Consider the following 23560-nt stretch of genomic DNA (forward strand, 5'->3'; position numbering starts at 1 on the left):
GGATATAACCTGTTTTGTAACTTGACGAACGTCACAACCTTTAATATTACCTTTGTTGTATTGATTCAATAAATCCATTTCATAGGTGAAGACGTCTCTTCCATTTCCTAGTTCTATGATTTCTTTTTCACCATCATTATAAAAAATAGTGGCTTTTTCTGCTCTTGGAAAATCATTAATCATTAAATAACCTTTATCTCCTGCTAAAATAATTTGCTTAGGCATCTTCCCTCTAAATGAAATCATTACACTGGCTTGGAGACCTTCCGCATTTTTTAATAAAGTAACAGATTTTTCATCCACACCACTTTTAGAAAATTCAACATCCGTCGCAATCATCTTTAAGTCCGTTCCTAATAAGTACACAGCAGCTGACAAAGCATATGTTCCAATATCAGATAAAGCGCCGCCTCCTTTTTCAGGAGAGAAAAAACGGTTTTCTGGGTCATATTCTTTACAACTACCAAACGTAACATTAACTCCACTAAGTTTGCCTAATTTTTCATTATTAAGATACGTTAATATTTGTTGGTACATGGGCATAAAAAACAAAGTAACGGCTTCAATTAACACTAAGCCTTTTTGCTCTGCTAGGTTAAATAATTCCTCTGCTTGCTGTCCCTCTAATACCATAACCTTCTCACATAAAACATGTTTTCCACTATTTAACGCCTTTAAAACAAAGTCATAATGTGTTTGATTAGGTGTTGCTATATACACACAATCCATTGACTCATTCATTAAAAACTCATCATAATTTGTATGATATTCTTTTATACCAAATTTTTCAACAAAAGCTTTCAACGTAACTTTCCTGTGATTATACACTGAGATAACTGAATAATTTTCTTTATCTAGTTGGGAAACAAACTGATTAGCAATTTCACCTGTCCCAACAACGCCTATTTTATTTATCATACTATGGTATCGCCTCACTTTACATATCATCATACCAAAAAAGAGAAACTGAACCAAATAGGAAAGGTTCAATTTCTCTTAATAGTATTTTGATTTAGTAGTCACTCTTATTTAAGTTTCTAAGTAAATCATCTATATGGTTACCATAAGCCACTGAGCTATCTAACTCAAAAATCAACTCAGGTGTTTTATAGATTTGCAAACGATGCCCTAGTTCACGTCGAACTAAACCACTTGCTTTTTCTAAGCCTTGTTGCACTTTTTCTTTTTCTGAAGCTTTGTCTCCTAGCGAACTATAATAAATAGTTGCTTGTTGTAAATCACCTGTCACTCTTACTTCCGTAATTGTCACATTTTCAACTCGAGGATCTCTTACTTTTTTTTGCAAGATATCATTCACTTCTCTAAGGATTTCTTGCGCTACTCGGCGGTCACGATAGTTTGCCATCGATAACACTCCTCTTTTGATACGTTTATTTTCTTTCTAATTCTTCCATGATGAATCCTTCAATCACGTCGTCAACTTTCACGTCATTGTAGCCTTCTAATGTTGCACCACATTCAAAGCCAAGTTTAACTTCCTTAGCATCATCTTTGAAGCGTTTCAAACTAGCTAATGTTCCTTCATGAATAACAATACCATCTCTGATTAAACGAATACCACTTTCGCGGCGAATAAAGCCTTCTGTAACATAACAACCAGCAATTGTTCCAACTTTAGAAACATTGATTGTTTCACGTACAACCATTTGACCAGTAATTTTTTCAACAAATTCAGGATCAAGCATACCTTTCATTGCTGTTTCGATTTCTTCGATTACTTTGTAGATGATTCTATGTAAACGAATATCCACTTCTTCTTGTTCTGCTTGCGTTCTTGCTTGTGTTGTTGGACGAACGTTAAATCCAACGATAATAGCATTACTTGCTGATGCTAAAGTGATATCACTTTCGTTAATTGCTCCAACAGCTGAATGGACAATTTTCACACGAACGCCTTCAACATCAATTTTATTTAAACTTGCTGCTAATGCTTCAGCTGAACCTTGAACGTCAGCCTTGATGATAACATTAACTTCTTTCATCTCACCATCTTTAAGACTTTCAAAAAGATTGTCTAATGTTACACGAGAGCTTACTGAACGTTGCTCTAATAAAGCACGTTTTGCTCTTTCTTCACCTGCAGAACGAGCAGTTTTTTCGTCTTCAAAGGTAACAAAACGATCTCCTGCTTGAGGCACATCATTTAATCCTGTGATTTCCACTGGAGTAGCAGGGCCAGCTTCTTTATCACGGCGACCAATATCGTTAGTCATCACACGAACACGTCCATGTGTATTACCAACAACAATTGGGTCTCCTACATGTAACGTTCCTTGTTGTACTAATAATGTAACAATTGGTCCTTTACTCTTATCAAGACGAGCTTCAATTACTGTACCAATCGCGCGTTGCGTTGGGTCAGCTTTTAAATCTTCAACTTCTGAAACAAGTAATACCATTTCTAATAAGTCATCAATGTTGTCACCAAATTTAGCTGAAATAGGTACAAAGATTGTGTCTCCGCCCCAATCTTCAGGAATTAAACCATGTTCACTTAATTCTTGCATAACACGGTCTGGATTAGCTGAAGGTTTATCAATCTTATTAACAGCTACGATGATTGGTACATCAGCAGCTTTAGCATGGTTGATTGCTTCAACGGTTTGAGGCATAACACCATCATCAGCTGCAACAACTAAAATAGTGATATCTGTAATACTTGCACCACGAGCACGCATACTTGTAAAGGCCGCATGTCCCGGTGTATCTAAGAAAGTGATTGTTTTACCACCAGCTTCAATTTGGTAAGCACCAATATGTTGAGTAATCCCACCAGCTTCACCTAAAGATACTTTTGTATGTCGTAATGTATCTAAAAGCGTTGTTTTACCGTGGTCAACGTGTCCCATAATAGTCACTACGGGCGGACGGTTAACTAATTTATCTGGGTCAACTGCATCTAATTCAAAGAATTTATCGATATCAGCCACATCTTCTTGAACTTTTTCCTCAGCGTTAATACCATAATCAGCTGCTAAAATTTCAATTGTGTCTTTATCTAAAGGTTGATTTTGATTAACCATTACACCAAGCATAAATAATTTTTTGATAATTTCTGCTGGTTCACGGTAGATTTTTTTAGCAATATCAGCCACGTTCATCCCTTCAGTGTAAATTAACACTTCTGGTAATTCTTTAAACTTACGTGGTGGAACAGCAGGTTTATTTGATGTTTGATATTTACCTTTTTTACCTTTTTTATTTCTCTTATTGTAACGATTATTAGGATTTTGGAAACCTGTTCCACGTCCTTTGTTACCACCTTTGTAATTGTTATTACCTGGTGTTTGCGGTTTATTTTGTCCGCTCTTTTGATTAGACTGTTGTCCTTGTCCTTGAGTTGTACTTGGTTTATTTTGGCCACTCTTTTGATTAGAATGTTGTTGAGATTGTTGATTATTTGGTTTTGATTGATTAGTGTTTGGCTTTGATTGAGCCTTATTTGGTTGATTGTTTGGGCGATTTTGTTCTGGTTTATTCACTCGATTTTCCTTACTATTGGGTTTATTTTCTACTTTTGTAGAATGAGTTGAGCCTTGTTTAGGTGCTTCTTTTTTAGGCGCAACTTTTTCTTTAACTTTATGTTGTGTCTCAGACATTGATTGTTTAATTTTAGTAATATCAGAATCTGTTAAACTGCTCATATGGTTTTTAACATCAATTCCGATTGAATGAGCTTTTTCGACGATATTTTTACTTGAAATTTCAAGTTCTTTTGCAAGTTCATGCACACGTTTTTTACTCATTTAATCACCATCCTATTCTTCTGTCATTAGTTCACGCATCTTCCTGGAGAATCCACGGTCACAAACCCCGATAATTGCTCGACTTTTGCCAATTGCATGGCTTAATTCAGCCTTGGTAAAAGCAACAATAATCGCTGTATTGTAATAACTGCATTTATCTCTCATTTTTTTAATAGTCGCTTCACTAGCATCTGTCGCAACAATTACTAAACTCACATTCTGTTTACGAACGGCATTCACTGTTGTATCATCACCAGATACTAATTTACCAGCTTTGGTTGCTAATCCAAGAAGATTTAAAAATTTATCTTGATTTGTCATTTGCAAATAGCTCTCTTCTTGCTTTTTGATGAGTTACGTAATCAAGTAACTCTTTGTAAAAGTCGTCAGTTAAGTTTGTTTCTAAGACACGGTCTAATATTTTATTATCCCAACTTAACTGAACCACTTCAGGCTCAATAGAAAGATAAGCTCCTCTTCCAGATAATTTACCTGTTGGGTCAATTGAAACGTCTCCCTCTTTTGAACGAACGATTCGAATCATTTCTTTCTTAGGTTTCATCTCATTTGAGACAACACATTTTCTCATGGGAATTTTTCTTGTTTTCATCTATTTTCGCCTCCGATACTTATTCTTCTGAATTATTTTCAGTTTCTACTTCTACTTCTTCTACTTCAGAAACTAACTCTACGCCTTCTTCTAAAATTTCCTCAACAACTTCTTCTTCAACATCTGCTAAAGCTTCCATTTCAGATTCCGGTTTAATATCAATTTTAAATCCTGTTAATTTCGCTGCTAAACGGGCATTTTGTCCACGTTTACCAATAGCTAATGATAATTGGAAATCAGGCACAACCACTGTACAAGCTCGTTGTGTATCATCAAAAACAACATTAACAACTTGCGCTGGATTTAACGCATTTGAGATAAAGATTGCTGGGTCTTCATTCCACTCAACAATATCCATATTCTCACCCTTCAATTCGTTAACAATCGCTTGCACACGTTGTCCTTTAGGTCCAACACATGTTCCAACTGGGTCGATATCAGGATTTTCTGCTTTAACTGCAACTTTCGCACGGTCACCAGCTTCACGAGCGATGCTCACGATTTCTACTTCCCCGTCGTATACTTCAGGGATTTCTTGTTCAAACAAACGTTTTAACAAGTCTGGATGACTACGGCTTACATAAACTTGTGGGCCTTTTGAGGTATTTTCAACTTTATGAATATACACTTTGATGCGATCGTGTGGTTGGTATACTTCATTTGGAATTTGGTCGTGTTTTGATAATACGGCTTCAATTTTTCCTAAGTTAACATAAATATAGCGATTGTCTTGTCTTTCAACAATTCCTTGCATAATTTCATTTTCATACGCACTAAATTCATTATAGATAATTGAGCGCTCAGCTTCTCTTACTCGCTGTAAAATAACTTGTTTTGCTGTTTGAGCAGCAATTCGACCAAAGTCTTTTGGTGTTACTTCAAAACGAATCATATCGCCTATTTCATACGCTGGATTAACTTTTTGTGCTTCTTCTAAACTAACTTCTAGTTGAGAGTCCATTACTTCTTCAGTCACTTCTTTTACTGAAAAAATATGTACGTCCCCTTTTTTTTCATCGAATTCTACTTCGACATTTTGTGCTTGTCCATAATGACGTTTATATGCTGAAATCATTGCCGCTTCTAAAGCTTCGATAACGATAGCTTTTGAAATGCCTTTTTCCCGCTCAAGAGCGTCTAATGCGCCTAACATTTCCTTGTTCATGATTCTTTCTTAACCTCCGTTATTAAAATTGAATGGCCAATCTAGCTTTGGCTATGTTCTTACGTTCAAATACCATTGTTTTTTCTCGTGTCTTAATTTTCACACGTAATGTCAGTGTTTCTTTATCATATGCTTCTAAGAAGCCTTGGTATTGCTTTTCACCTTCGACTGCTTGATAGAAAGAAACATTAATATATTCACCGATGGCTTTTTCGTAATCTTCTTCTTTCTTTAAAGGGCGCTCTGCTCCTGGAGAAGAGACTTCTAGAAAATACGCTTGTGGAATTGGGTCTGGTTCAATTGTATCTAATTTTTCACCTAGTTTTTCACTAACAAGGGCACATTCATTAATATCAATGCCACCTTCTTTATCAATAAAAACACGTAAAAACCAATTTTTCCCTTCTTTTACATACTCAATATCAACTAATTCAAATGATAACTCACCTAGAATTGGATTAACTAAGTCTGTAACGATATCAACAACGTTTGCCAATTAATATTCGCCTCCTTTAAAGTTTTAAGAATTTCATCAAAAAGAGTGAGCGCCTAAACGCTCACTCCTCCCACACATATCTTACAGAAACATTCTATCATGTTTTCACATAAAAAACAAATCTGAAAACACTTGTTGTTTAAGCTTTTGTTAAGACTGCTATTTTTTAATATTCCTTAATATTTTTTTGGTAGAGTGTCTTCTTAAGAGGTGTAATCAAAATGAAAATAATAAAATCACTTTCCATATTAACACTGTTAGTAGGTAGCACATTGTTTATTGAAGGCTACAGGGAAAACAGACAACTTGAAAAAGAATTCTTTACAATAAAAAGCTCTAAAATCAAACAATCTAACCAAAAAATTAGAATTGCTCATCTTTCAGACACACAATTTCCAAGGCTCCGAGTTCCAACAAAAAAACTTCTAGCTGCTATTTCTAACGAAAAACCAGATGTTATCTTCTTTACAGGTGACACCATCGATCGAACAGAACAGCTTGATGATTCAAATTTACGCTTTTTTTTAGATCAATTAACTAAAATTGCACCAACCTTCATCGTTACAGGTAACCATGAAGAAACCAATACTGAATATCAAAAGTGGCTTGATATTGTAAAACAAAGTAAAGCAGTTTTACTAGAAAATGATTTTGTTGAAACTACCATTAATCAACAAACAATTAATATTGTTGGTTTGAGTAATCGAAAAACAAAACTTTCTAATAATAAAGCAGCTCAACTTAATACAGAACTAGAAACATTTATTCTTGCACATCATCCAGAAGATATCGAGTCTTATATTCAACATTTTGATAAAATGAATGTCTCTGTATTTAGTGGTCATGCTCATGGCGGACAAATTATCTTACCTGGTTTAGGTGGGCTGTATTCACCTGATCAGGGATTTTTACCCCAGTATACAGATGGCCATTATGAGTTTGATAACAACAAACATCTCTTTGTCAGTCGAGGGTTAGCAAATAGTTCATTTCCTTCTAGAATAAACAACTACCCTCATTTAATTTTTGTTGATATTGAAAATAAAACCAATTAAAAAAAGCCAGTTACCTTGAAAATAATTTTCCATGGTAACTGGCTTTTTCTTATAACATATCAAATAAAGATAGCTGGTTTTCATCGGGTAAATCTTTTAATACGCCGTTTTCTGTCATGTATTCAATTAATGTTTTTGATACTTTACCTCGATTAGATAAGTCTTCTTTAGATAAGAATTTACTTTCCTCTCTAGCAATCACAATTTGTTTAGCTACGTTTGTACCCAAACTTGGTACTGAACGAAATGGTGCAATTAAAGTATCCCCTTCAATCACAAAATTTTCTGCATCTGATTTATACAAATCAATCATACTAAAATTAAAGCCACGCTCAAGCATCTCGTTTGCTATTTCGAGCACTGTTAATAAATTCTTTTCTTTAGTTGAGGCATCCATCCCTTTATCCATGATTTCCTTCATACGAGCTTTTGTCGCTTCCTTACCTTGTGACATAGCTGCAATATCAAAATCATCTGCACGAACACTAAAATATGCCGCATAATAAAGAATTGGGTAATGAACTTTGAAATAAGCAACGCGTAAAGCCATTAATACATAAGCAGCCGCATGGGCTTTTGGGAACATATACTTAATTTTCAAACAAGAGTCAATGTACCACTCAGGCACATCGTTACTTCTCATTTCTGCTTGCCAATCATCAGGAATTCCTTTTCCTTTACGAACACTTTCCATAATTTTAAAGGCAATTCCATCTTCAAGCCCCGCATGCATTAAATAAACCATAATATCATCACGACATCCGATTACTTTAGCTAAACTTGCTTCCCCTTTTTTTATTAACTCTTCAGCATTTCCTAACCACACATCAGTTCCATGAGAAAGTCCTGAAATTTGAAGTAGTTCAGAAAAAGTAGTTGGGTGTGTTTGCTCTAACATTCCTCGTACAAATTTCGTTCCAAACTCTGGAATACCAAGAGTTCCCGTTTTAGAAAATATTTGCTCTGGTTCAACATTTAAAACTTGTGGTCCAGCAAAAATCTTCATAACTTCTGGATCATCTGTTGGAATTGTCTTTGGATCAATTCCAGATAAATCTTGTAACATTCTAATAACAGTCGGATCATCATGACCAAGTATATCAAGCTTTAGTACATTATCATGAATTGAGTGAAAGTCAAAATGAGTGGTGCGCCATTCTGCGTTTTGATCATCTGCTGGGTACTGGATTGGCGTAAAATCATAAACATCCATGTAATCTGGGATAACAATAATTCCTCCCGGATGCTGACCTGTTGTTCGCTTAACACCAGTCGAACCTTTTGCTAATCGATCAATTTCAGCTGCTCTAAAGTTATAATTATTATCACGTTCATAGCCTTTTACAAACCCATAAGCTGTTTTATCAGCTACAGTACCAATTGTTCCAGCTTTATAAACATAGTCCTCACCAAAAAGAACTTTTGTATAATTATGAGCCGTTGATTGATAAACTCCAGAAAAGTTTAAATCAATATCGGGAACTTTATCACCATGGAAACCAAGAAACGTTTCAAATGGAATGTCGTGACCATCTTTAAACAGACGGGCCCCACAATTTGGACACTCTTTTTCTGGTAAATCAAAGCCAGAACCATAAGAACCATCTTCAAAAAACTCAGAATACTGGCATTCTGAACATCGGTAATGAGGCGGTAATGGATTTACTTCTGTGATTCCGGTCATTGTGGCAACAAAACTAGAACCAACTGACCCCCTAGAACCAACTAAATAACCATCTTGCAAACTCTTATGAACTAACTTTTGAGAAATTAAGTAAATAACTGAGAATCCGTTTCCGTTAATACTCTTTAGTTCTTTCTCAATTCGTTTTTCAACAATCTCAGGCAAATTTTCTCCGTATAAACGATGAGCTTCTGTGTAACTCAAATTAGTAATTTCATCTTCTGACCCTTCAATTTTTGGTGTATAAAGGTCTGTTTTCACAGGAATAACCTTGTCACACCAATCAACGATTAATTGAGAGTTTTCAACCACTACTTTTTTAGCAACTTCTTTTCCTAAAAAACTAAATTCAGAAAGCATTTCATCAGTTGTTCTAAAATGGACTTTAGGTAGCGAATATCGATTTAAAGGATTAGCTCCTCCCATGGAATTAATTAATATTTTTCTATAAATGCCGTCTTCTTCATTTATGTAATGAACATTTCCTGTTGCAACAACAGGTTTTTTCAATTCATCACCAATTTTGACAAGATTTTTAATAATATCTTCCATATCTGCTTCATTTTTTACAAGTTCCGCTTCAATAAGGGGAGCATAAACAGGTTTTGGCATAATTTCAATATAGTCATAGAATTTTGCTCGTTTCTTAGCTTCTTCCACACCTTTTTGCATCATCGCCTCAAAAATTTCACCTTTACTACAAGCTGAGCCAATGATTAAACCTTCTCTTAATTCTGATAACAACGACCTTGGAATTCTCGGTACCCGGTAATAATAATTGATATTGGACATTGAAATTAATTTAAATAAATTTTTAAGTCCATCTTGAGTTTTAGCTAAAATGGTCACATGAAACGGTCGAGCTCTTTTATAAGCATCTCCCTCACCAATATGCTGGTTAAATTCATCATGGTATTCAACACCAAAGTCTTCTTTTGCTTTCTTAACAAAAATCCAACACAAATGACCGGTTGCTTCAGAATCATAAATAGCCCGGTGATGTTGTTCCAAATTAATATTATACTTCTTAGCCAACGTATTTAAACGATGCGATTTCATTTCAGGATGTAACAATCTAGAAAGTTCTAACGTATCAATTACTGGGTTATGTGTTTCAGGCATGTCATATTTTTCGTAACTTGTATTAAGAAATCCCATATCAAAACTTGCATTATGGGCTACCAGAATCGTGTCTCCACAAAACTCATGAAATAGTGTTAAGACTTCTTTTTCAGATTTAGACCCTCGAACCATTTCATCCGTAATTCCTGTTAAATTAATCGTTGTTTGAGATAACGGATGGCCTGGATCAATAAATTGCTCGAAAGTATCAATCACGTTACCTTTATGCATTTTAACAGCAGAAAGTTCAATAATTGTATCATAAACTGCAGAAAGTCCTGTGGTCTCAACGTCAAACACGACATACGTAGAGTCAGTTAACAATAAATGACTAGGATTGTATGCAATAGGAACTCCGTCATCAACCACATTAGCTTCAATACCAAACAGCACCTTTATACCGTTAGCTTCTCCTGCATGATAAGCATCTGGAAAAGCCTGTGCTCCCGAATGGTCTGTAATAGCAATAGCTGGCATGCCCCATTTAGCTGCTTGTGAAACAATATCACTAACATTGTTGGTAGCATCCATCATACTCATGTTCGTATGAGTGTGAAGTTCCACTCTTTTTTGATCCTTTTCAGCTGTATCTTTTCTTGGAGCGTGTTTCACTTCAACTAAGTCCTGACAATTCATCACCAAATCACGCATAAACGTGTCTTCCTGAATACTTCCGCGAACTTTAAGCCATGATTTTTCTTTGATAGCCTCAAAAACAGCCACATCTTTTTCATTATTTGAAAACTTTTTAATTGAAAACGATGATGTGTAGTCTGTCATTTTTATAATTAAAATTTTTCTTCCGGATCTTAAATCTCTAACTTCCTTAGAAAAAACAAATCCTTCTAGAGTTACTCGGCGTTCTTCTTCGAAAATATTCCCCATTGGAGTTATCACTTCATCTGCAGGTATCGAACGGCCTAATTGAATTGGTCCTGATAAAGGAGCCACATCACTTTTTTGCTTTTGTTGTTGTTCATTCTTTTCAATAGCTTGAGCAGCTTGTTTCATTAACTGTTCTGTTTGCTCTTGCTGTCTTAATTCGAATGCTTTCTTTATCTCTTCTGCTTTTTTTGTATCCATTTTAGGTTGGAACTGGAATTTTGGAAAGCCAAATTTTTGATAACTATTAATAATCGTTGCTGCATACTGTTGATTAATATAGTCAATCATTCCTTCATTTTCAACAAGTAACATGACTCGCTGTTCTTCAATAAAAGGAAGCTGTTTAGCTAATTTTTGTCTAACGACAGGAGTAACACAATTTTCATCCTTCAAAACTTCTAACCAGTAATCTTGTAGCAGTTGATTATCATAGGCGTTATTAGTTGTTGAAATAGTCATCTTGACATTAGCTATTGATTGAAACGCTAAATTAAGTTTATTTAAAAATTCCTGGTATAAAGAAAAGGGTAAGATATCAGAAAACAGAAAATGAAATTCCCAAATTCTACTTTTTTTATGGACTGTCACTTCCTTGATTTCCCCTGTGTTCAAGATAGTTGAACCAGAATCAGATGGGTTCATTTCAATCTGATTTAATAATTGTTCAAACAATTCTTTTGGATTCATTGTCATCTCTCACGCCTCACTTTCTAAATCATTTTACACGAAAAAAGGCCTTAGCACAAAAGACCTGCTAAGAATCCTCTTTTCTATTCGTTTATTTGTTTAGAATACTTAAAGTATCGTACAATTCTTCACGTCTAATTTCTAACATTTCATCCGTGCGTTTAATTTTAACTTCAACAATACCTTCTTCTGCTTTTTTACCAACCGTAATTCTAAATGGTGCGCCAACTAAATCAGCGTCCTTAAATTTAACACCAGGACGTTCTTTACGATCATCAAGTAAACAATCAAGACCTTTTTCAGTCATTTCTTTTTCAATGTCAATCGCTAAATCCCACTGTGTTTCATCTTTTGGATTAATTGGGATAATATGCATGTCAAACGGAGCAATTCCTTTTGGCCAGTTAATACCTGACTCATCTGCATTTTGTTCAGCAATCGCAGCTAACAAGCGACTTACACCAATTCCGTAACTACCCATTTGCACTGGGATTTCACGGCCATTTTCATCTAAAACATTAGCTCCCATTTTTTCACTATAGAATGTTCCTAATTTAAAAATGTGACCTAATTCAATACCTTTAGCATATTTTAAGGTACCTTGTCCATCTGGTGAAGCCTCGCCTTCTTTAGCAACAATAAAATCAGCATATGCTTCTGGTTCAAAATCGCGTCCAGGTGTAACGTTGATAATGTGGTAGCCTGTTTCATTAGCACCAACGCCACCATTTGTCACATCTTGAACGTAAAAGTCTGCTAATACTTTTACTTCTTCTGGTAAACCAATAGGTCCAAGTGATCCAAAGTTAGCACCTAAGTACTTGAGAGCATCCTCTTCGGTTGCTGGTTCCATAAAATCAGCTTTTAAGTAATTTTTTAATTTAATATCATTTACTTCATGGTCACCACGTACTAAAACCATAACAGGTTCATCATCTGCAATAAAGAATAATGATTTAATCGTTTTAGTTGCGTCAACATCAAGGAACTCACATAATTCTTGAATGGTGCCAATATTAGGTGTTTCAATTTTTTCAGCTTCTAAAAGAGGCTCATGCGATTTTTTACCTGTATAAAGACTTGTTGCCATCTCTAAATTTGCTGAGTAATCGCTGTTATCAGAGTAAACAATCGTATCTTCTCCAATTTCAGAAACTGCCATAAATTCCTTAGAATCATGACTACCCATCGCACCACCATCACCAATGATAATTCTAAAATCAAGTCCACAACGATTGAAAATATTTGTATAAGCACGTTCAAAATCTCTAAAGCCTTCATCCAAGCTTTCAGTTGTTGCATGGAAAGAATACGCATCTTTCATAATAAACTCTCTACCTCGTAACAAGCCAAAGCGAGGACGTTTTTCATCACGATATTTAGGTTGAATTTGATACAGATACATTGGTAACTTTTTATATGAACTAATATCGTTACGAATTAAATCAGTAAATGTTTCTTCATGGGTTGGACCTAAAATGAAATCTTTCCCATTTGAATCATTTAACTTCATCAAAGCATCTCCGTAAGTTGCATAACGGCCAGATTCTTTCCACAATTCAGCAGGAATAACTGCTGGTAAAAGCATTTCATTTGCGTTAATAGCCTCAAACTCTTCACGCATAATTTTTTCTAATTTTTTAATTACTCGATCTGCTAATGGTAAATAGCTATAATAACCACTTGATACCTGACGGATATAGCCACCTCTTAGCAAGACCTGATGACTTATGACTTCAGCATCACTTGGAACCTCACGTAATGTTGGCATAAAAAATTTTGACTGTTTCATTTTATTAACTCCTTTTCCCTTAAACCTTTTTTATTGAATAAAGAAACGATGAATATCATTCCACGTCACTGCAACCATTAAAAGTAACAATATACCAACTCCAACCATGGTTATCATTATTTCTTTTTCTTGACTTAGCGGTTTGCCGCGAACTCCTTCAAAAATATTTAGCGCTAACTTTCCACCATCGAGTCCCGGAATTGGGATCAAATTCATGATACCTAAGTTAACTGACAGCATTGCTGTAAAAGAAAGAATGGATACAATACCACTGTTTGATACTGCCTCTGATGCTTTAAAAATCATAACCGGACCGCCAAGTTTATTCAAACTAAAATCTGTAATCAAATTACCTAGTGTTTTAAATATCAATAACGAGTCACTAAGTGTCTTCATAATACCATACTTGAATTTACCAACAAAAGACAACTCTTTAAATGTCTTATCTTGTTGAATCCCAATCATACCTTGTTTGCTCTCTTCATTTTCAGTTGGTGTGACTTCAACATTTCTAGTTTTACCTTTATCATTTTCGACAACCAATGTTACTTTTTTTCCTGAATTAGGAGAAATTTCAGTTGATAAATCTTCAAAACTATTTGTTTTTTTACCGTTAACCTCAACGATACGATCTCCCGGTTTAATGCCTGCCTTATCAGCAACCCCATCTTCCAAGACACCACCAATTACATTAGATTTATCAGCTTCATAAATGCCACCAATCATAAATGCCACAATAGTGAACAAGACAAACGATAAAATAAAATTATTCATTGGACCAGCAAAATTAGTCATCATGCGTCGACCTAATGAAGCTGATTGAAATTGAACATCTCTTGGCGCTATTTGCGTTTCAAGTCCATCTTCTTCAATAATTGTCGCATCATGTATTACGTTAAAACGAACTTCTTTTGATTCGTCACCATTCTCATATCCCTTAATGAATAACTCATCTTCTAAATCATAAGAGATTAATTCTAAAGGAATACTGTTTGGTAATTGTACTTTTTTATTGGGGTTAATTTTTATAACGTCCCCATTACCATCTAATACAATAGAAAGAGGCATTCCTGGTGCTAGTTCTACTTCCTCATCCCCTTCACCGGCCATACGCACATAGCCTCCGATTGGAAGCATTCTAAGCGTGTAAGTTGTGCCATTCTTTCGGTGATGAAACAGTTTAGGTCCCATCCCGATTGCAAACTCGCGAACTAAAATCCCACCACGTTTTGCAAAAATAAAATGGCCAAATTCATGGACTAAAACGATTAAACCAAAAACAAATATAAATGTTACGATTGTTCCTATCATAAGTGATTCCTTTCTTTACCAACTCAAATTAAAACAAACCAACTAAATGCATTAATGGAAAGACAAATAACAAACTATCAAATCTGTCTAAGATTCCACCATGTCCTGGTAAAATTTTCCCAGAATCTTTCACACCGTAATGTCTTTTATATGCCGATTGAACCAAATCTCCCATTTGACCAACTATAGAAAATACAGCAGTTAATACTAACATTATAATCATATTATAAGACAATGGCCAGAACATTAAATAGACTGCTGCAACAACAATTGCACAGATAACAGCTCCCACCGCTCCTTCAATTGTTTTATTTGGCGAAATATGTGGGGCTAATTTGTTTTTACCAAAATTCATACCGCAGAAATAAGCACCAATGTCAGTTGACCAAACAACCAGTAGAGCAAACATTAACACAGGAATACCAGCTTCTCTAGCCGCAATAAAGTTTTGAAATCCAATTCCAACATATAAGCTAACTAGTACTGGAAATGCCGCATCATCAAACGTGTAACTATTTTTTGAAAAGACAGGAACCATTAAAATAATCATCACAATCAAATAATAAAGTGCAAGATTGTCGATATTCTCTGGTAAAAAACTAAACCATGTTTCTTTTGGTAAAACGAGTAAGACCGCTCCTAGGATAGCAAGTACGCCTTCAAAACTTTTTACCTCTAATCCTCTCATATTAAATAATTCATACACACCAACCCCAGCCATTAACGCAGCCAAAACTTGAAGTGGAATTCCACCTAAAATAATTAGTGGAATAAAAAATATTAAAGCAACAACCGCCGTAATTATGCGTTGTTTCATGTTATGCATCTCCTTCTGTTGTATCTTTCAAACCGCCAAAGCGACGGTTTCTTAATTGATAAGAGCCAATAGCTTCCTCTAAATCTGTTGTTGTAAAATCTGGCCAATATTTATCTGTGAAAAACAATTCACTGTATGCAATTTGCCATAAAAGAAAATTGCTAATCCTTTCTTCTCCACTTGTTCGAATAAGCAAATCAGGATCTTGTAACGCCTCTCCTAAACTTGCTGTCATTAAATGACTTGAGAATGTTTTTTCATCAACTTCATCTGGCAAATCACCACTTTTAGCCAAAGCAACAATGTCATTAACTGCTGTTAATATTTCAGCTCGACTACCATAATTTAGTGCAAAATTTAAAATTAATCCAGTATTCTCCTTTGTTTGCTCCATCGCATTTTCAACAGCCTTTTGAGTATGAGCTGGAAGAAATTCTTTGTATCCCATTACATTAACCTTAACATTTTCTTCAATTAACTCAGGCACAAACACATCAAAGAAATCAACTGGTAACTTCATTAAAAAATTAACCTCATCCGTCGGTCTTTTCCAATTTTCTGTTGAAAAAGCATAAAGCGTTAACACTTTTACACCTAATTTACTCGCATGTTTTGTAATTACCTTAACATTGTTCATACCTTCCTTATGTCCAGCAATTCTAGGCAACATTCTTTTTTGCGCCCATCTACCATTACCATCCATAATAACTGCAATATGATCTGCTACAGGTTTACTCGAATCAAAGCATTGCTCTGTTTTTTCTTGATTGTCACTTTTCTTTTTTAAAAAATTTAACATATAAAAGCCCCCTAAAAAGACTTGAGTTACTTAAACTACCTTTTCTATTGTAGCAAAACCTATCTAAAAAGCCTACACAAAAAGAAAATAAAGGTATTATTTAATAAAATAATAACTCTAAATAATAAAAATCGTGGAAAATTAAGCTCATCCAAAAAAAATGGTCCTATTTTTGGATTAAGATAACATTCCACGACTTTGATTATCTAAACTTCTAAAAGTTCTTCTTCTTTATCAGCAACAATTTTATCAATATTTTTTGTACTGCTATCTGTAATAGTTTGAACATCTTTTTCTAATGTGCGTAATTCATCCTCAGAGATATCTTTAGATTTTTCAAGTTTTTTCAATTCATCTAAAGAATCACGACGAATATTTCTTACAGCTACTTTAGCATTTTCTCCGTATTTCCCTACTTCTTTAGCTAATTCTTTACGGCGTTCTTCCGTTAATTGTGGAATCACTAAACGAATAACAGTTCCATCATTTGTTGGGCTAATACCAATATCACTCATCATTAATGCTTTTTCAATATTTTCCAAAGCTGATTTATCAAATGGTGTAATCATTAAAATACGTGCTTCTGGAATTGAAATACCAGCAATTTGATTTAAAGGTGTTTGTGCACCATAATAGTCCACAGTGATTCTATCTAAAAGACTAGCATTTGCTCGTCCTGCTCTGATTTGACCAAGTTCACGTTGTAAACTTTCTTCAGATTTTGTCATTTTTTCTTTTGCATCATTTAAAATTACGTTATGCATTTTATTTCCCCCTAACTGTCGTTCCGATTTGTTCACCTAAACAAACTCGTTTTATGTTACCTGGTTCATTGATATTAAATACTACTAACGGAATATCATTGTCCATACTTAAGCTACTTGCTGTAGAATCCATTACTGACAATCCTTTTGAAATCACATCTAAATGTGTCAACTCTTCAAATTTAGTTGCTGAAGCATCTAATTTAGGATCCGCTGAGTAAACACCATCCACATTATTTTTAGCCATCAAAATGACATCGGCATCAATTTCTACTGCTCTTAGAGCTGCTGTTGTATCTGTTGTAAAATAAGGATTTCCAGTTCCACCAGCAAAAATAACCACACGACCTTTTTCTAAATGTCTAACTGCACGACGTCTAATATAAGGTTCAGCAATTTGTCTCATTTCAATCGATGTTTGAACACGTGTTGGTACACCTTGATTTTCTAATGTATCTTGTAAAGCAAGACCATTCATTACAGTTGCAAGCATGCCCATATAATCAGCTTGTGCTCTTTCCATACCCATTTCAGCGCCGATATTTCCACGCCAAATATTACCTCCACCAACAACAATTGCTACTTCAATACCTAAACTATGTACTTCTTTAATTTCTTTAATTAACTCGTTAACAACTGGTGGGTTAATTCCAAAGCCTTTTTCTCCTGCAAGTGCTTCTCCACTAACTTTTAGTAATATTCTGCGATATTTTGGTTCTGCCATAATAATTCCCTCCGTTTAATATCCATACCTTAATTTTATCATAACTAAAACGAATTATTAATACGTTTTTGTCTAAAAAAAGGGAGCGCATATATCATCATAAATAATAAATGCGTTCCCAATCGATTTACTGCTTATTTCATTTGACTAGCAACTTCTGCAGCGAAATCTTCTTCACGTTTTTCGATTCCTTCGCCAACTTCAAAACGTACGAAACCTTTAACAGTCCCACCTTTTGATGCTACAAATTTTTCAACAGTCATGTCTGGATCTTTAACAAACGGTTGGTCTACTAAACAAACTTCTGCTAAGAATTTGCTCATACGGCCCATAACCATTTTTTCAACAATATTAGCTGGTTTGCCTTCATTTAATGCTTGTTCAGTTAAAACTTTTTTCTCATGTTCAAGTTCTTCAGCAGAAACTTGATCTTTTGTTACATAACGAGGGTTAATAGCAGCTACGTGCATAGCAACATCTTTTGCAGCTTCTTCATCAGTTGTACCTTCTAAAGTAGCAAGAACGGCAATTTTACCACCCATATGTAAATATCCACCAAATGCGCCATTGTCGTCTTTTTCAACAATTTCAAAACGGCGGAAACTAATTTTTTCACCGATAACTGTTGTTGCTTCGATAATTTCGCTTTCGATAGTACCTTTATCAGTTTTAAGAGCTAAAGCTTCTTCCATGTTAGCTGGTTTATTTTCAGCTATTAATCTAGCAACATCTTTTACTAAATTTTGGAACATTTCATTTTTAGCAACAAAATCTGTTTCAGAGTTAATTTCAACGATTGCAGCTGTATTTCCACTAACAAAAACGTTAGCTAAACCTTCTGCAGCAATACGATCATTTTTCTTACCAGCTTTAGCCATTCCTTTTTCTCTTAATAAGTCAATAGCTTTTTCTAGTTCTCCCTCAACTTCAACTAATGCGCGTTTAGCATCCATCATACCAACACCAGTTAAGTCACGTAATTCTTTAACCATTGCAGCTGTAATTTTAGACATATGATTTTCCTCCAATTTGTTTGTATGTTCACTAAAAAACTGCCTTAAACTAACAGAACGTAGGCTACTTTGTTCACCTTGACTCCGCAGCCTAAGACAGCCAATTATCTTTTATATTAAGCGTTTTTTCCTTCAACAGCTTCAACGATTTCTTCAATTGAAGGAGTTTCAGTTACTTCTTCAGAAGCAAAAGATTCTTCAGTTACTTCATCTTCACCTTGACGGCCTTCGATAAATGCATCAGCCATTTTAGCTGAGATTAATTTAACGGCACGAATAGCATCATCATTAGATGGAATAACTACATCGATTTCATCAGGATCACAGTTTGTATCAACCATAGCAACGATTGGAATGTTTAATTTATGAGCTTCTTGAACAGCAATACGTTCTTTACGAGGGTCAACGATAAACATAACATCAGGAATTCTAGGCATATCAGCGATACCGCCTAAGAATTTTTCTAAACGTTCACGTTCTTTGTTTAAACCAGCAACTTCTTTTTTAGGAAGTACTTCAAAAGTTCCTTCTTCTTCCATTTTGTTGATAAGTTTTAAACGAGTGATACGTTTTTGGATTGTATCCCAGTTAGTTAATGTTCCACCTAACCATCTGTGGTTTACATAGTATTGACCAGAGCGGATAGCTTCATCTTTAATAGCTTCTTGAGCTTGTTTTTTAGTACCTACGAATAAAGCGATTCCGCCTTCTTCAGCTACATTTCTCATGTAGTTATAAGCGTCATCTACTAAACGAACTGTTTTTTGTAAGTCGATAATGTAGATTCCGTTTCTTTCTGTGAAGATATATTTCTTCATTTTAGGGTTCCAGCGACGTGTTTGGTGACCAAAATGTACACCGGCTTCTAGCAATTGTTTCATTGAAATTACTGCCATTTTTGTTTCCTCCAATTGGTTTTGTATTTTCCTCTCAACTGTGTCATCTTTCAATAGAACTAAAATAAATTTTAGCACCACTATTAAAATCGCAATTGATGTGGATTTATGTCTTACAGGTTACTCCCATAACACACCTTAAACATTGTAACTTAATTTTTTATCAAAAACAAGTTATTTTTACTTTTTTTGTACTACGGTGCAAATCCATAGGTCAATAAAATAAAAATAATTAATAAAATATAACATATTGGTAAAAGAGCTATAGCAATAACAGTTAATAGCAGTTTACTCATTTTTTTATATAGTTTAAATAAAATCAGTCCATATATTGGCAATATTAATGCCACATAACAAATGGCAAGCCGATCACCAAATGTATTAAATACAGACATTGTAATAGGTAAATTCGGGTAATTCATCAAATGATTTGCCGTATAGAAATAGTAAACCAAAAAGACAAGTTGAACTACACTACCATAAATCATAAAAAATTTTGTGAAACGGGTGTTTAGAGTCAATTTATGAAGAATCCATAAATAAATAGCTCCAAAAAGTAACAAGTAGCCTTTCCCTAAGACAAGATCTAACATCTTAACCACACTCCTCTTTTCAATTATATCACGAAAAAGAGATGGTATATTGACGGTAATTAAAATTTTGTATTTTTAACTTTGTGCAAGTAGTATTTTTTCACAAATAAAATGACTTAATAAAATATTTTCCTGCTTTAAATTATTCTTATCTCCAGTTTTTAAAAATTCTAAAAAGGAGGTTACCATCGTATCAAAACCTCTAGTTGCTAAAGTAGGTGTCCAATCAGAAACAGACAGATTATTAACGCTCATTGGTGTTTCTAAGCTAACTTGACTTAAATTTGTCACTGTCATCACACCTGAAGGACTTGTTGCTCTAAAAGTTTCTGTATGAGCGCCACTTTTCATGTCCATTGAAACAATTGCCATTGTTTTATCTGTTTCAAGATGAACGACCGCGTATTCTAAGACATCATCACCTATTAATTTTGAATAAGAAATTGTCACGTTTGGACTATCTAAAAGATAGACTGCAGTATCAACCAAATGCAAAAACATGTCATTTATGGCAAACTTTGGTGTAAATTCAGCAAACTCACGATTTTTTTCTAAGTAAATCACTCGCTTTCCTTCAAGTGATTTCAACTTTCCAACACTTGGCGCAAAACGTCGGTTTAAACCGGTCATCAAGACTAGTTGTTTATCTCTTGCTAATTCAAGCAACTGACTTGCTTCACTAAAACTTTCACTTAATGGTTTATCCATAAAAACATGAATACCTAGCTCCAAACACTTTTTAGCAACATTAAAGTGCGCAACTGTAGCTGAGTGAATAAAACACGCTTCTATCCCTTCTTCGATTAACTCATCTAGAGTCGAGCAAAAATGAGTAAAGCCATATCGCTCTCTTAATTTTATTTTTGTTTCATTATTTTTAGTTGCAAAGTAATACTCTATTCCATCTCTATTTTCAGAAATTACTGGCAAGTAAGCCTTCTGAAAAATATTTCCTAATCCAATCACACCAATTTTCATTTTTTCATTCTCCTTCAGAGATATCTTTTCAGTTCGTAATTTTACCACGGAAACGAAAATCATTCTATTTATTACTACTCACATTTTTAAGCGCAAACAAAATCATAGTATTTTTTTACTTTAGTCTCTTTTTCTTCTATAATATGAGATAGTTTATTATCTTAAAGGAGTGAGTAATTATGACAACATTTTACTGTGTCAGACACGGGAAAACAGAGTATAATCAAAAACGCATTTTTCAAGGTGGCTTAGTTGACTCCCCCTTATTACCAGAAGGAATTCAAAATGCCAAAAATGCTGGAACATATTTAAAAGATATTTCATTTAGTCGCGCTTTTTGTAGCCCGCAAAAAAGAGCGGTGGATACAGCGGAAAATCTCATCTCTCAACTTTCTTCTCCCATTGAATTAACGACCATTCAAGATTTAAGAGAAATGGAGTTTGGAAGTTGGGATGGTAAACCTGAAGAGGATTATCATCAGTTCGAAGAATTTCAACATTTAGTTCATTCACCCCACTTGTATAATCCTTCTTTATTTAATGGGGAATCATTTCAAGAACTTATTGACCGTGGTATGACTGTTTTTAATAATTTAAGCCAACAGTACCCAAACGACACGATTCTCATCGTTTCCCACGGTTTAACACTTCAAACTATTTTGAAACATTTAGACGGCTCTCCTATTTCTGATATCAGAAAAGGAAAACTCCTAGATAATACAAGTTTAACTATTCTAGATTGCACTTCTCAAACTATGAATTACAAGTTAATCAAATGGAATGAAACAAGTTACTTAGATTAATATTTTTTGATGTTTGAAATATATTCATTTCATGGTAGAATAACTAAGTTCGATTTAAATGGGGAGTGAGTTATTTTATGCCTGAAAAGGTTAAATCTGTGGTCTATTTTTTAGATAATCATGAATGGATTAACACAGTAATGGGGATAATTATGCTAGTTACAGGAGTCGGTTTATTATTTAACTACTCTGCTACTATCAATCAATTGATAATTGTTATTGGCTTATTTTCAATTCTAAAGGGATTCCTAAATTTTAATAATTTTTTTATTGTTGACTCAAAATTTAGACATTACAAAAATAAAAATATTTTTATTGTCGGAGCTATTTTAAATATTATCATGGGTGTTGTTTTGATTCTTAATATTTTTACGAATCATCAATTCTTGTTAATCTTCACTTCTATGTGGATGTTACTTGACTCAATCCCTTACGTAAAATACGCTCTTGATAGAAAATCTGGATCAGACTATAAGGTTAATCCATATGTAATCAGTTATAGTCTAGTTTTAATTTGTGCGATTGGAAATTACACAACGTTTTATTCTAGCTTCATCGGCGCAGGCACTACATTAGGTTGCTTTTTAATTATTGCTACAGCTAACCTTTTTCTTTTTATGAAAGAGCACCAATAAAGCTAGCAAAATCAGCTCACTTACGAGTTGATTTTGCTAGCTTTTTTATTATGGCTATTCTTTCTTAAAACAAACAAATAAATAGTAAACACTAAAATTAAAAAATATTTGGTTATATCCAAAGTAAAAAAGGCTGATTCATCAACTACTTTATTACTATAGGACATGAATATCTCTCCTATTGAAGCACTTCTTGTTATTAAGGTGATCAAATAAATTAAAAGCATCATAACTATTTGATGAATAATACTTCCAAGGTTGTTTAACCGATATTTTGCATACAATCGGTAGTCTTGTGGCAAATCACCATTTTTATACACCCATTGATTTAGTAATTGATTTAAATGCGAATTAAAAAGTGTTACAACAAATATTCCAATAAAAAAAGTTGAATTAAAAAGAAGAAGGACCAACCCCAATAGAATTCCCCAGAAAACCAACTGCGTTCTTTTAACCTGTTTACCTAATAAACTAAAAATAGTTGGTGAGACGATGATTCCTGCTAAATAAACTCCGTAAACTTGATAAATCGCTTGACCACCATGCTCAATTAATTGATAAAATGGACAAAAGACCAAAATAAAATTTGTCAGCATTCCTTTAAAAATAACCTTTTGTGTAAGTGATTTGGAATAGCGACGTTCCGGTTTGGTTTTATACAGAAGCACTAAATAAATTATTACCACTATTAATAGGAACAGAAAGAAAAAAGGTAATGAATGTGCAGTCCCTAGTCGTTTATCTGCTTTAATAATAAAGATTGAAAAAAAACCAATAATGAATAGAAAAAGAGATTCAACTATTGACGCTTCAGGATAATCAGCTTCATCCACTATTTCATACTCAGGATATACAGTCAAAATAACGAACAAGAATAGTAAACTAATAGCCAAAAATAAAAATGTAAAAGTGATTGAAACCTTTATCATACGAAACAGTAAGTAAGAAAAAACAAGAGCAAAAA

General features: G+C 34.2%; 22 protein-coding genes. 3 read left to right on the plus strand and 19 right to left on the minus strand.

Features of this window, described 5'->3' with window-relative positions; genetic code table 11:
• The 7 genes from RR554_RS09175 to rimP form a co-directional block, all read right to left on the minus strand.
• Positions 1-918, minus strand: a 918-nt coding sequence (locus RR554_RS09175) for a Gfo/Idh/MocA family protein (RefSeq protein ID WP_332467873.1), incomplete at its 3' end; no start/stop codon positions are given.
• A 94-nt stretch (positions 919-1012) separates the two neighbouring features.
• On the minus strand, positions 1013-1366 hold the full coding sequence (gene rbfA, locus RR554_RS09180) for a 30S ribosome-binding factor RbfA (protein WP_332463988.1): 354 nt from the start codon (positions 1364-1366) through the stop codon (positions 1013-1015).
• Positions 1367-1391: 25 nt separating this feature from the next.
• Positions 1392-3767, minus strand: coding sequence for a translation initiation factor IF-2 (gene infB, locus RR554_RS09185; RefSeq protein ID WP_332463989.1), 2376 nt, complete (start codon positions 3765-3767; stop codon positions 1392-1394).
• A 12-nt stretch (positions 3768-3779) separates the two neighbouring features.
• Positions 3780-4088 carry a YlxQ-related RNA-binding protein gene (locus RR554_RS09190; protein ID WP_332463990.1) on the minus strand — a complete coding sequence of 103 codons (309 nt, stop codon included), beginning with the start codon at positions 4086-4088 and terminating at the stop codon, positions 3780-3782.
• The gene (gene rnpM / locus RR554_RS09195) at positions 4072-4377 is read right to left on the minus strand and encodes an RNase P modulator RnpM (RefSeq protein ID WP_332463991.1); all 306 of its coding nucleotides are present in this window, start codon (positions 4375-4377) and stop codon (positions 4072-4074) included. The genes RR554_RS09190 and rnpM overlap by 17 nt, the downstream gene beginning before the upstream one ends.
• 19 nt (positions 4378-4396) lie before the next feature.
• Positions 4397-5542 (minus strand): transcription termination factor NusA, encoded by a 1146-nt coding sequence (nusA, locus tag RR554_RS09200; protein ID WP_332467874.1) that lies wholly within the window; start codon positions 5540-5542, stop codon positions 4397-4399.
• A 22-nt stretch (positions 5543-5564) separates the two neighbouring features.
• Entirely contained in the window at positions 5565-6038 is a 474-nt protein-coding gene (rimP, locus tag RR554_RS09205; RefSeq protein ID WP_332463993.1) for a ribosome maturation factor RimP, read from the minus strand.
• A 221-nt stretch (positions 6039-6259) separates the two neighbouring features.
• Here rimP and RR554_RS09210 point away from each other — a divergent pair, with 221 nt between their 5' ends.
• Positions 6260-7093: a metallophosphoesterase gene (locus RR554_RS09210; protein ID WP_332463994.1), complete on the plus strand. Its 834-nt coding sequence runs from the start codon at positions 6260-6262 to the stop codon at positions 7091-7093.
• A 49-nt stretch (positions 7094-7142) separates the two neighbouring features.
• On the opposite strand, the gene RR554_RS09215 is transcribed toward RR554_RS09210, so the two are convergent.
• From RR554_RS09215 to RR554_RS09265, 11 genes are all read right to left on the minus strand, one after another.
• The gene (locus RR554_RS09215; protein WP_332467875.1) at positions 7143-11477 is read right to left on the minus strand and encodes a PolC-type DNA polymerase III; all 4335 of its coding nucleotides are present in this window, start codon (positions 11475-11477) and stop codon (positions 7143-7145) included.
• A gap of 85 nt (positions 11478-11562) precedes the next feature.
• On the minus strand, positions 11563-13263 hold the full coding sequence (locus tag RR554_RS09220; protein ID WP_332463996.1) for a proline--tRNA ligase: 1701 nt from the start codon (positions 13261-13263) through the stop codon (positions 11563-11565).
• 30 nt (positions 13264-13293) lie between these two features.
• Positions 13294-14571: an RIP metalloprotease RseP gene (rseP, locus tag RR554_RS09225; protein ID WP_332464008.1), complete on the minus strand. Its 1278-nt coding sequence runs from the start codon at positions 14569-14571 to the stop codon at positions 13294-13296.
• 31 nt (positions 14572-14602) lie between these two features.
• Positions 14603-15391, minus strand: a complete 789-nt coding sequence (locus tag RR554_RS09230) for a phosphatidate cytidylyltransferase (protein WP_332467876.1) — start codon at positions 15389-15391, stop codon at positions 14603-14605.
• A gap of 1 nt (position 15392) precedes the next feature.
• Positions 15393-16190, minus strand: a complete 798-nt coding sequence (locus RR554_RS09235) for an isoprenyl transferase (protein ID WP_332467877.1) — start codon at positions 16188-16190, stop codon at positions 15393-15395.
• A 206-nt stretch (positions 16191-16396) separates the two neighbouring features.
• Positions 16397-16954, minus strand: a complete 558-nt coding sequence (frr, locus tag RR554_RS09240; protein WP_332463999.1) for a ribosome recycling factor — start codon at positions 16952-16954, stop codon at positions 16397-16399.
• Position 16955: 1 nt separating this feature from the next.
• Positions 16956-17678, minus strand: a complete 723-nt coding sequence (gene pyrH, locus RR554_RS09245) for a UMP kinase (RefSeq protein ID WP_332464000.1) — start codon at positions 17676-17678, stop codon at positions 16956-16958.
• 134 nt (positions 17679-17812) lie between these two features.
• On the minus strand, positions 17813-18691 hold the full coding sequence (tsf, locus tag RR554_RS09250; RefSeq protein ID WP_332464001.1) for a translation elongation factor Ts: 879 nt from the start codon (positions 18689-18691) through the stop codon (positions 17813-17815).
• Positions 18692-18807: 116 nt separating this feature from the next.
• Complete coding sequence (gene rpsB, locus RR554_RS09255; protein WP_332464002.1) at positions 18808-19587, minus strand: 30S ribosomal protein S2; 780 nt, start codon at positions 19585-19587, stop codon at positions 18808-18810.
• A gap of 194 nt (positions 19588-19781) precedes the next feature.
• A complete protein-coding gene (locus tag RR554_RS09260; RefSeq protein WP_332464003.1) occupies positions 19782-20180 on the minus strand; it encodes a hypothetical protein in 399 nt (132 codons plus the stop codon).
• Positions 20181-20255: 75 nt separating this feature from the next.
• The gene (locus RR554_RS09265; protein ID WP_332464004.1) at positions 20256-21158 is read right to left on the minus strand and encodes a Gfo/Idh/MocA family protein; all 903 of its coding nucleotides are present in this window, start codon (positions 21156-21158) and stop codon (positions 20256-20258) included.
• 179 nt (positions 21159-21337) lie between these two features.
• On the opposite strand from RR554_RS09265, the gene RR554_RS09270 reads away from it, so the two are divergent.
• A complete protein-coding gene (locus RR554_RS09270) occupies positions 21338-21961 on the plus strand; it encodes a histidine phosphatase family protein (protein WP_332467878.1) in 624 nt (207 codons plus the stop codon).
• 77 nt (positions 21962-22038) lie between these two features.
• Positions 22039-22596, plus strand: coding sequence for a DUF308 domain-containing protein (locus RR554_RS09275; RefSeq protein WP_332467879.1), 558 nt, complete (start codon positions 22039-22041; stop codon positions 22594-22596).
• A gap of 20 nt (positions 22597-22616) precedes the next feature.
• On the opposite strand, the gene RR554_RS09280 is transcribed toward RR554_RS09275, so the two are convergent.
• Positions 22617-23560, minus strand: a 944-nt coding sequence (locus RR554_RS09280) for a hypothetical protein (RefSeq protein ID WP_332464007.1), incomplete at its 5' end; no start/stop codon positions are given.

Origin of the sequence: Vagococcus sp., assembly GCF_036639995.1 — a bacterium.
Taxonomy (GTDB): Bacteria; Bacillota; Bacilli; order Lactobacillales; family Vagococcaceae; genus Vagococcus.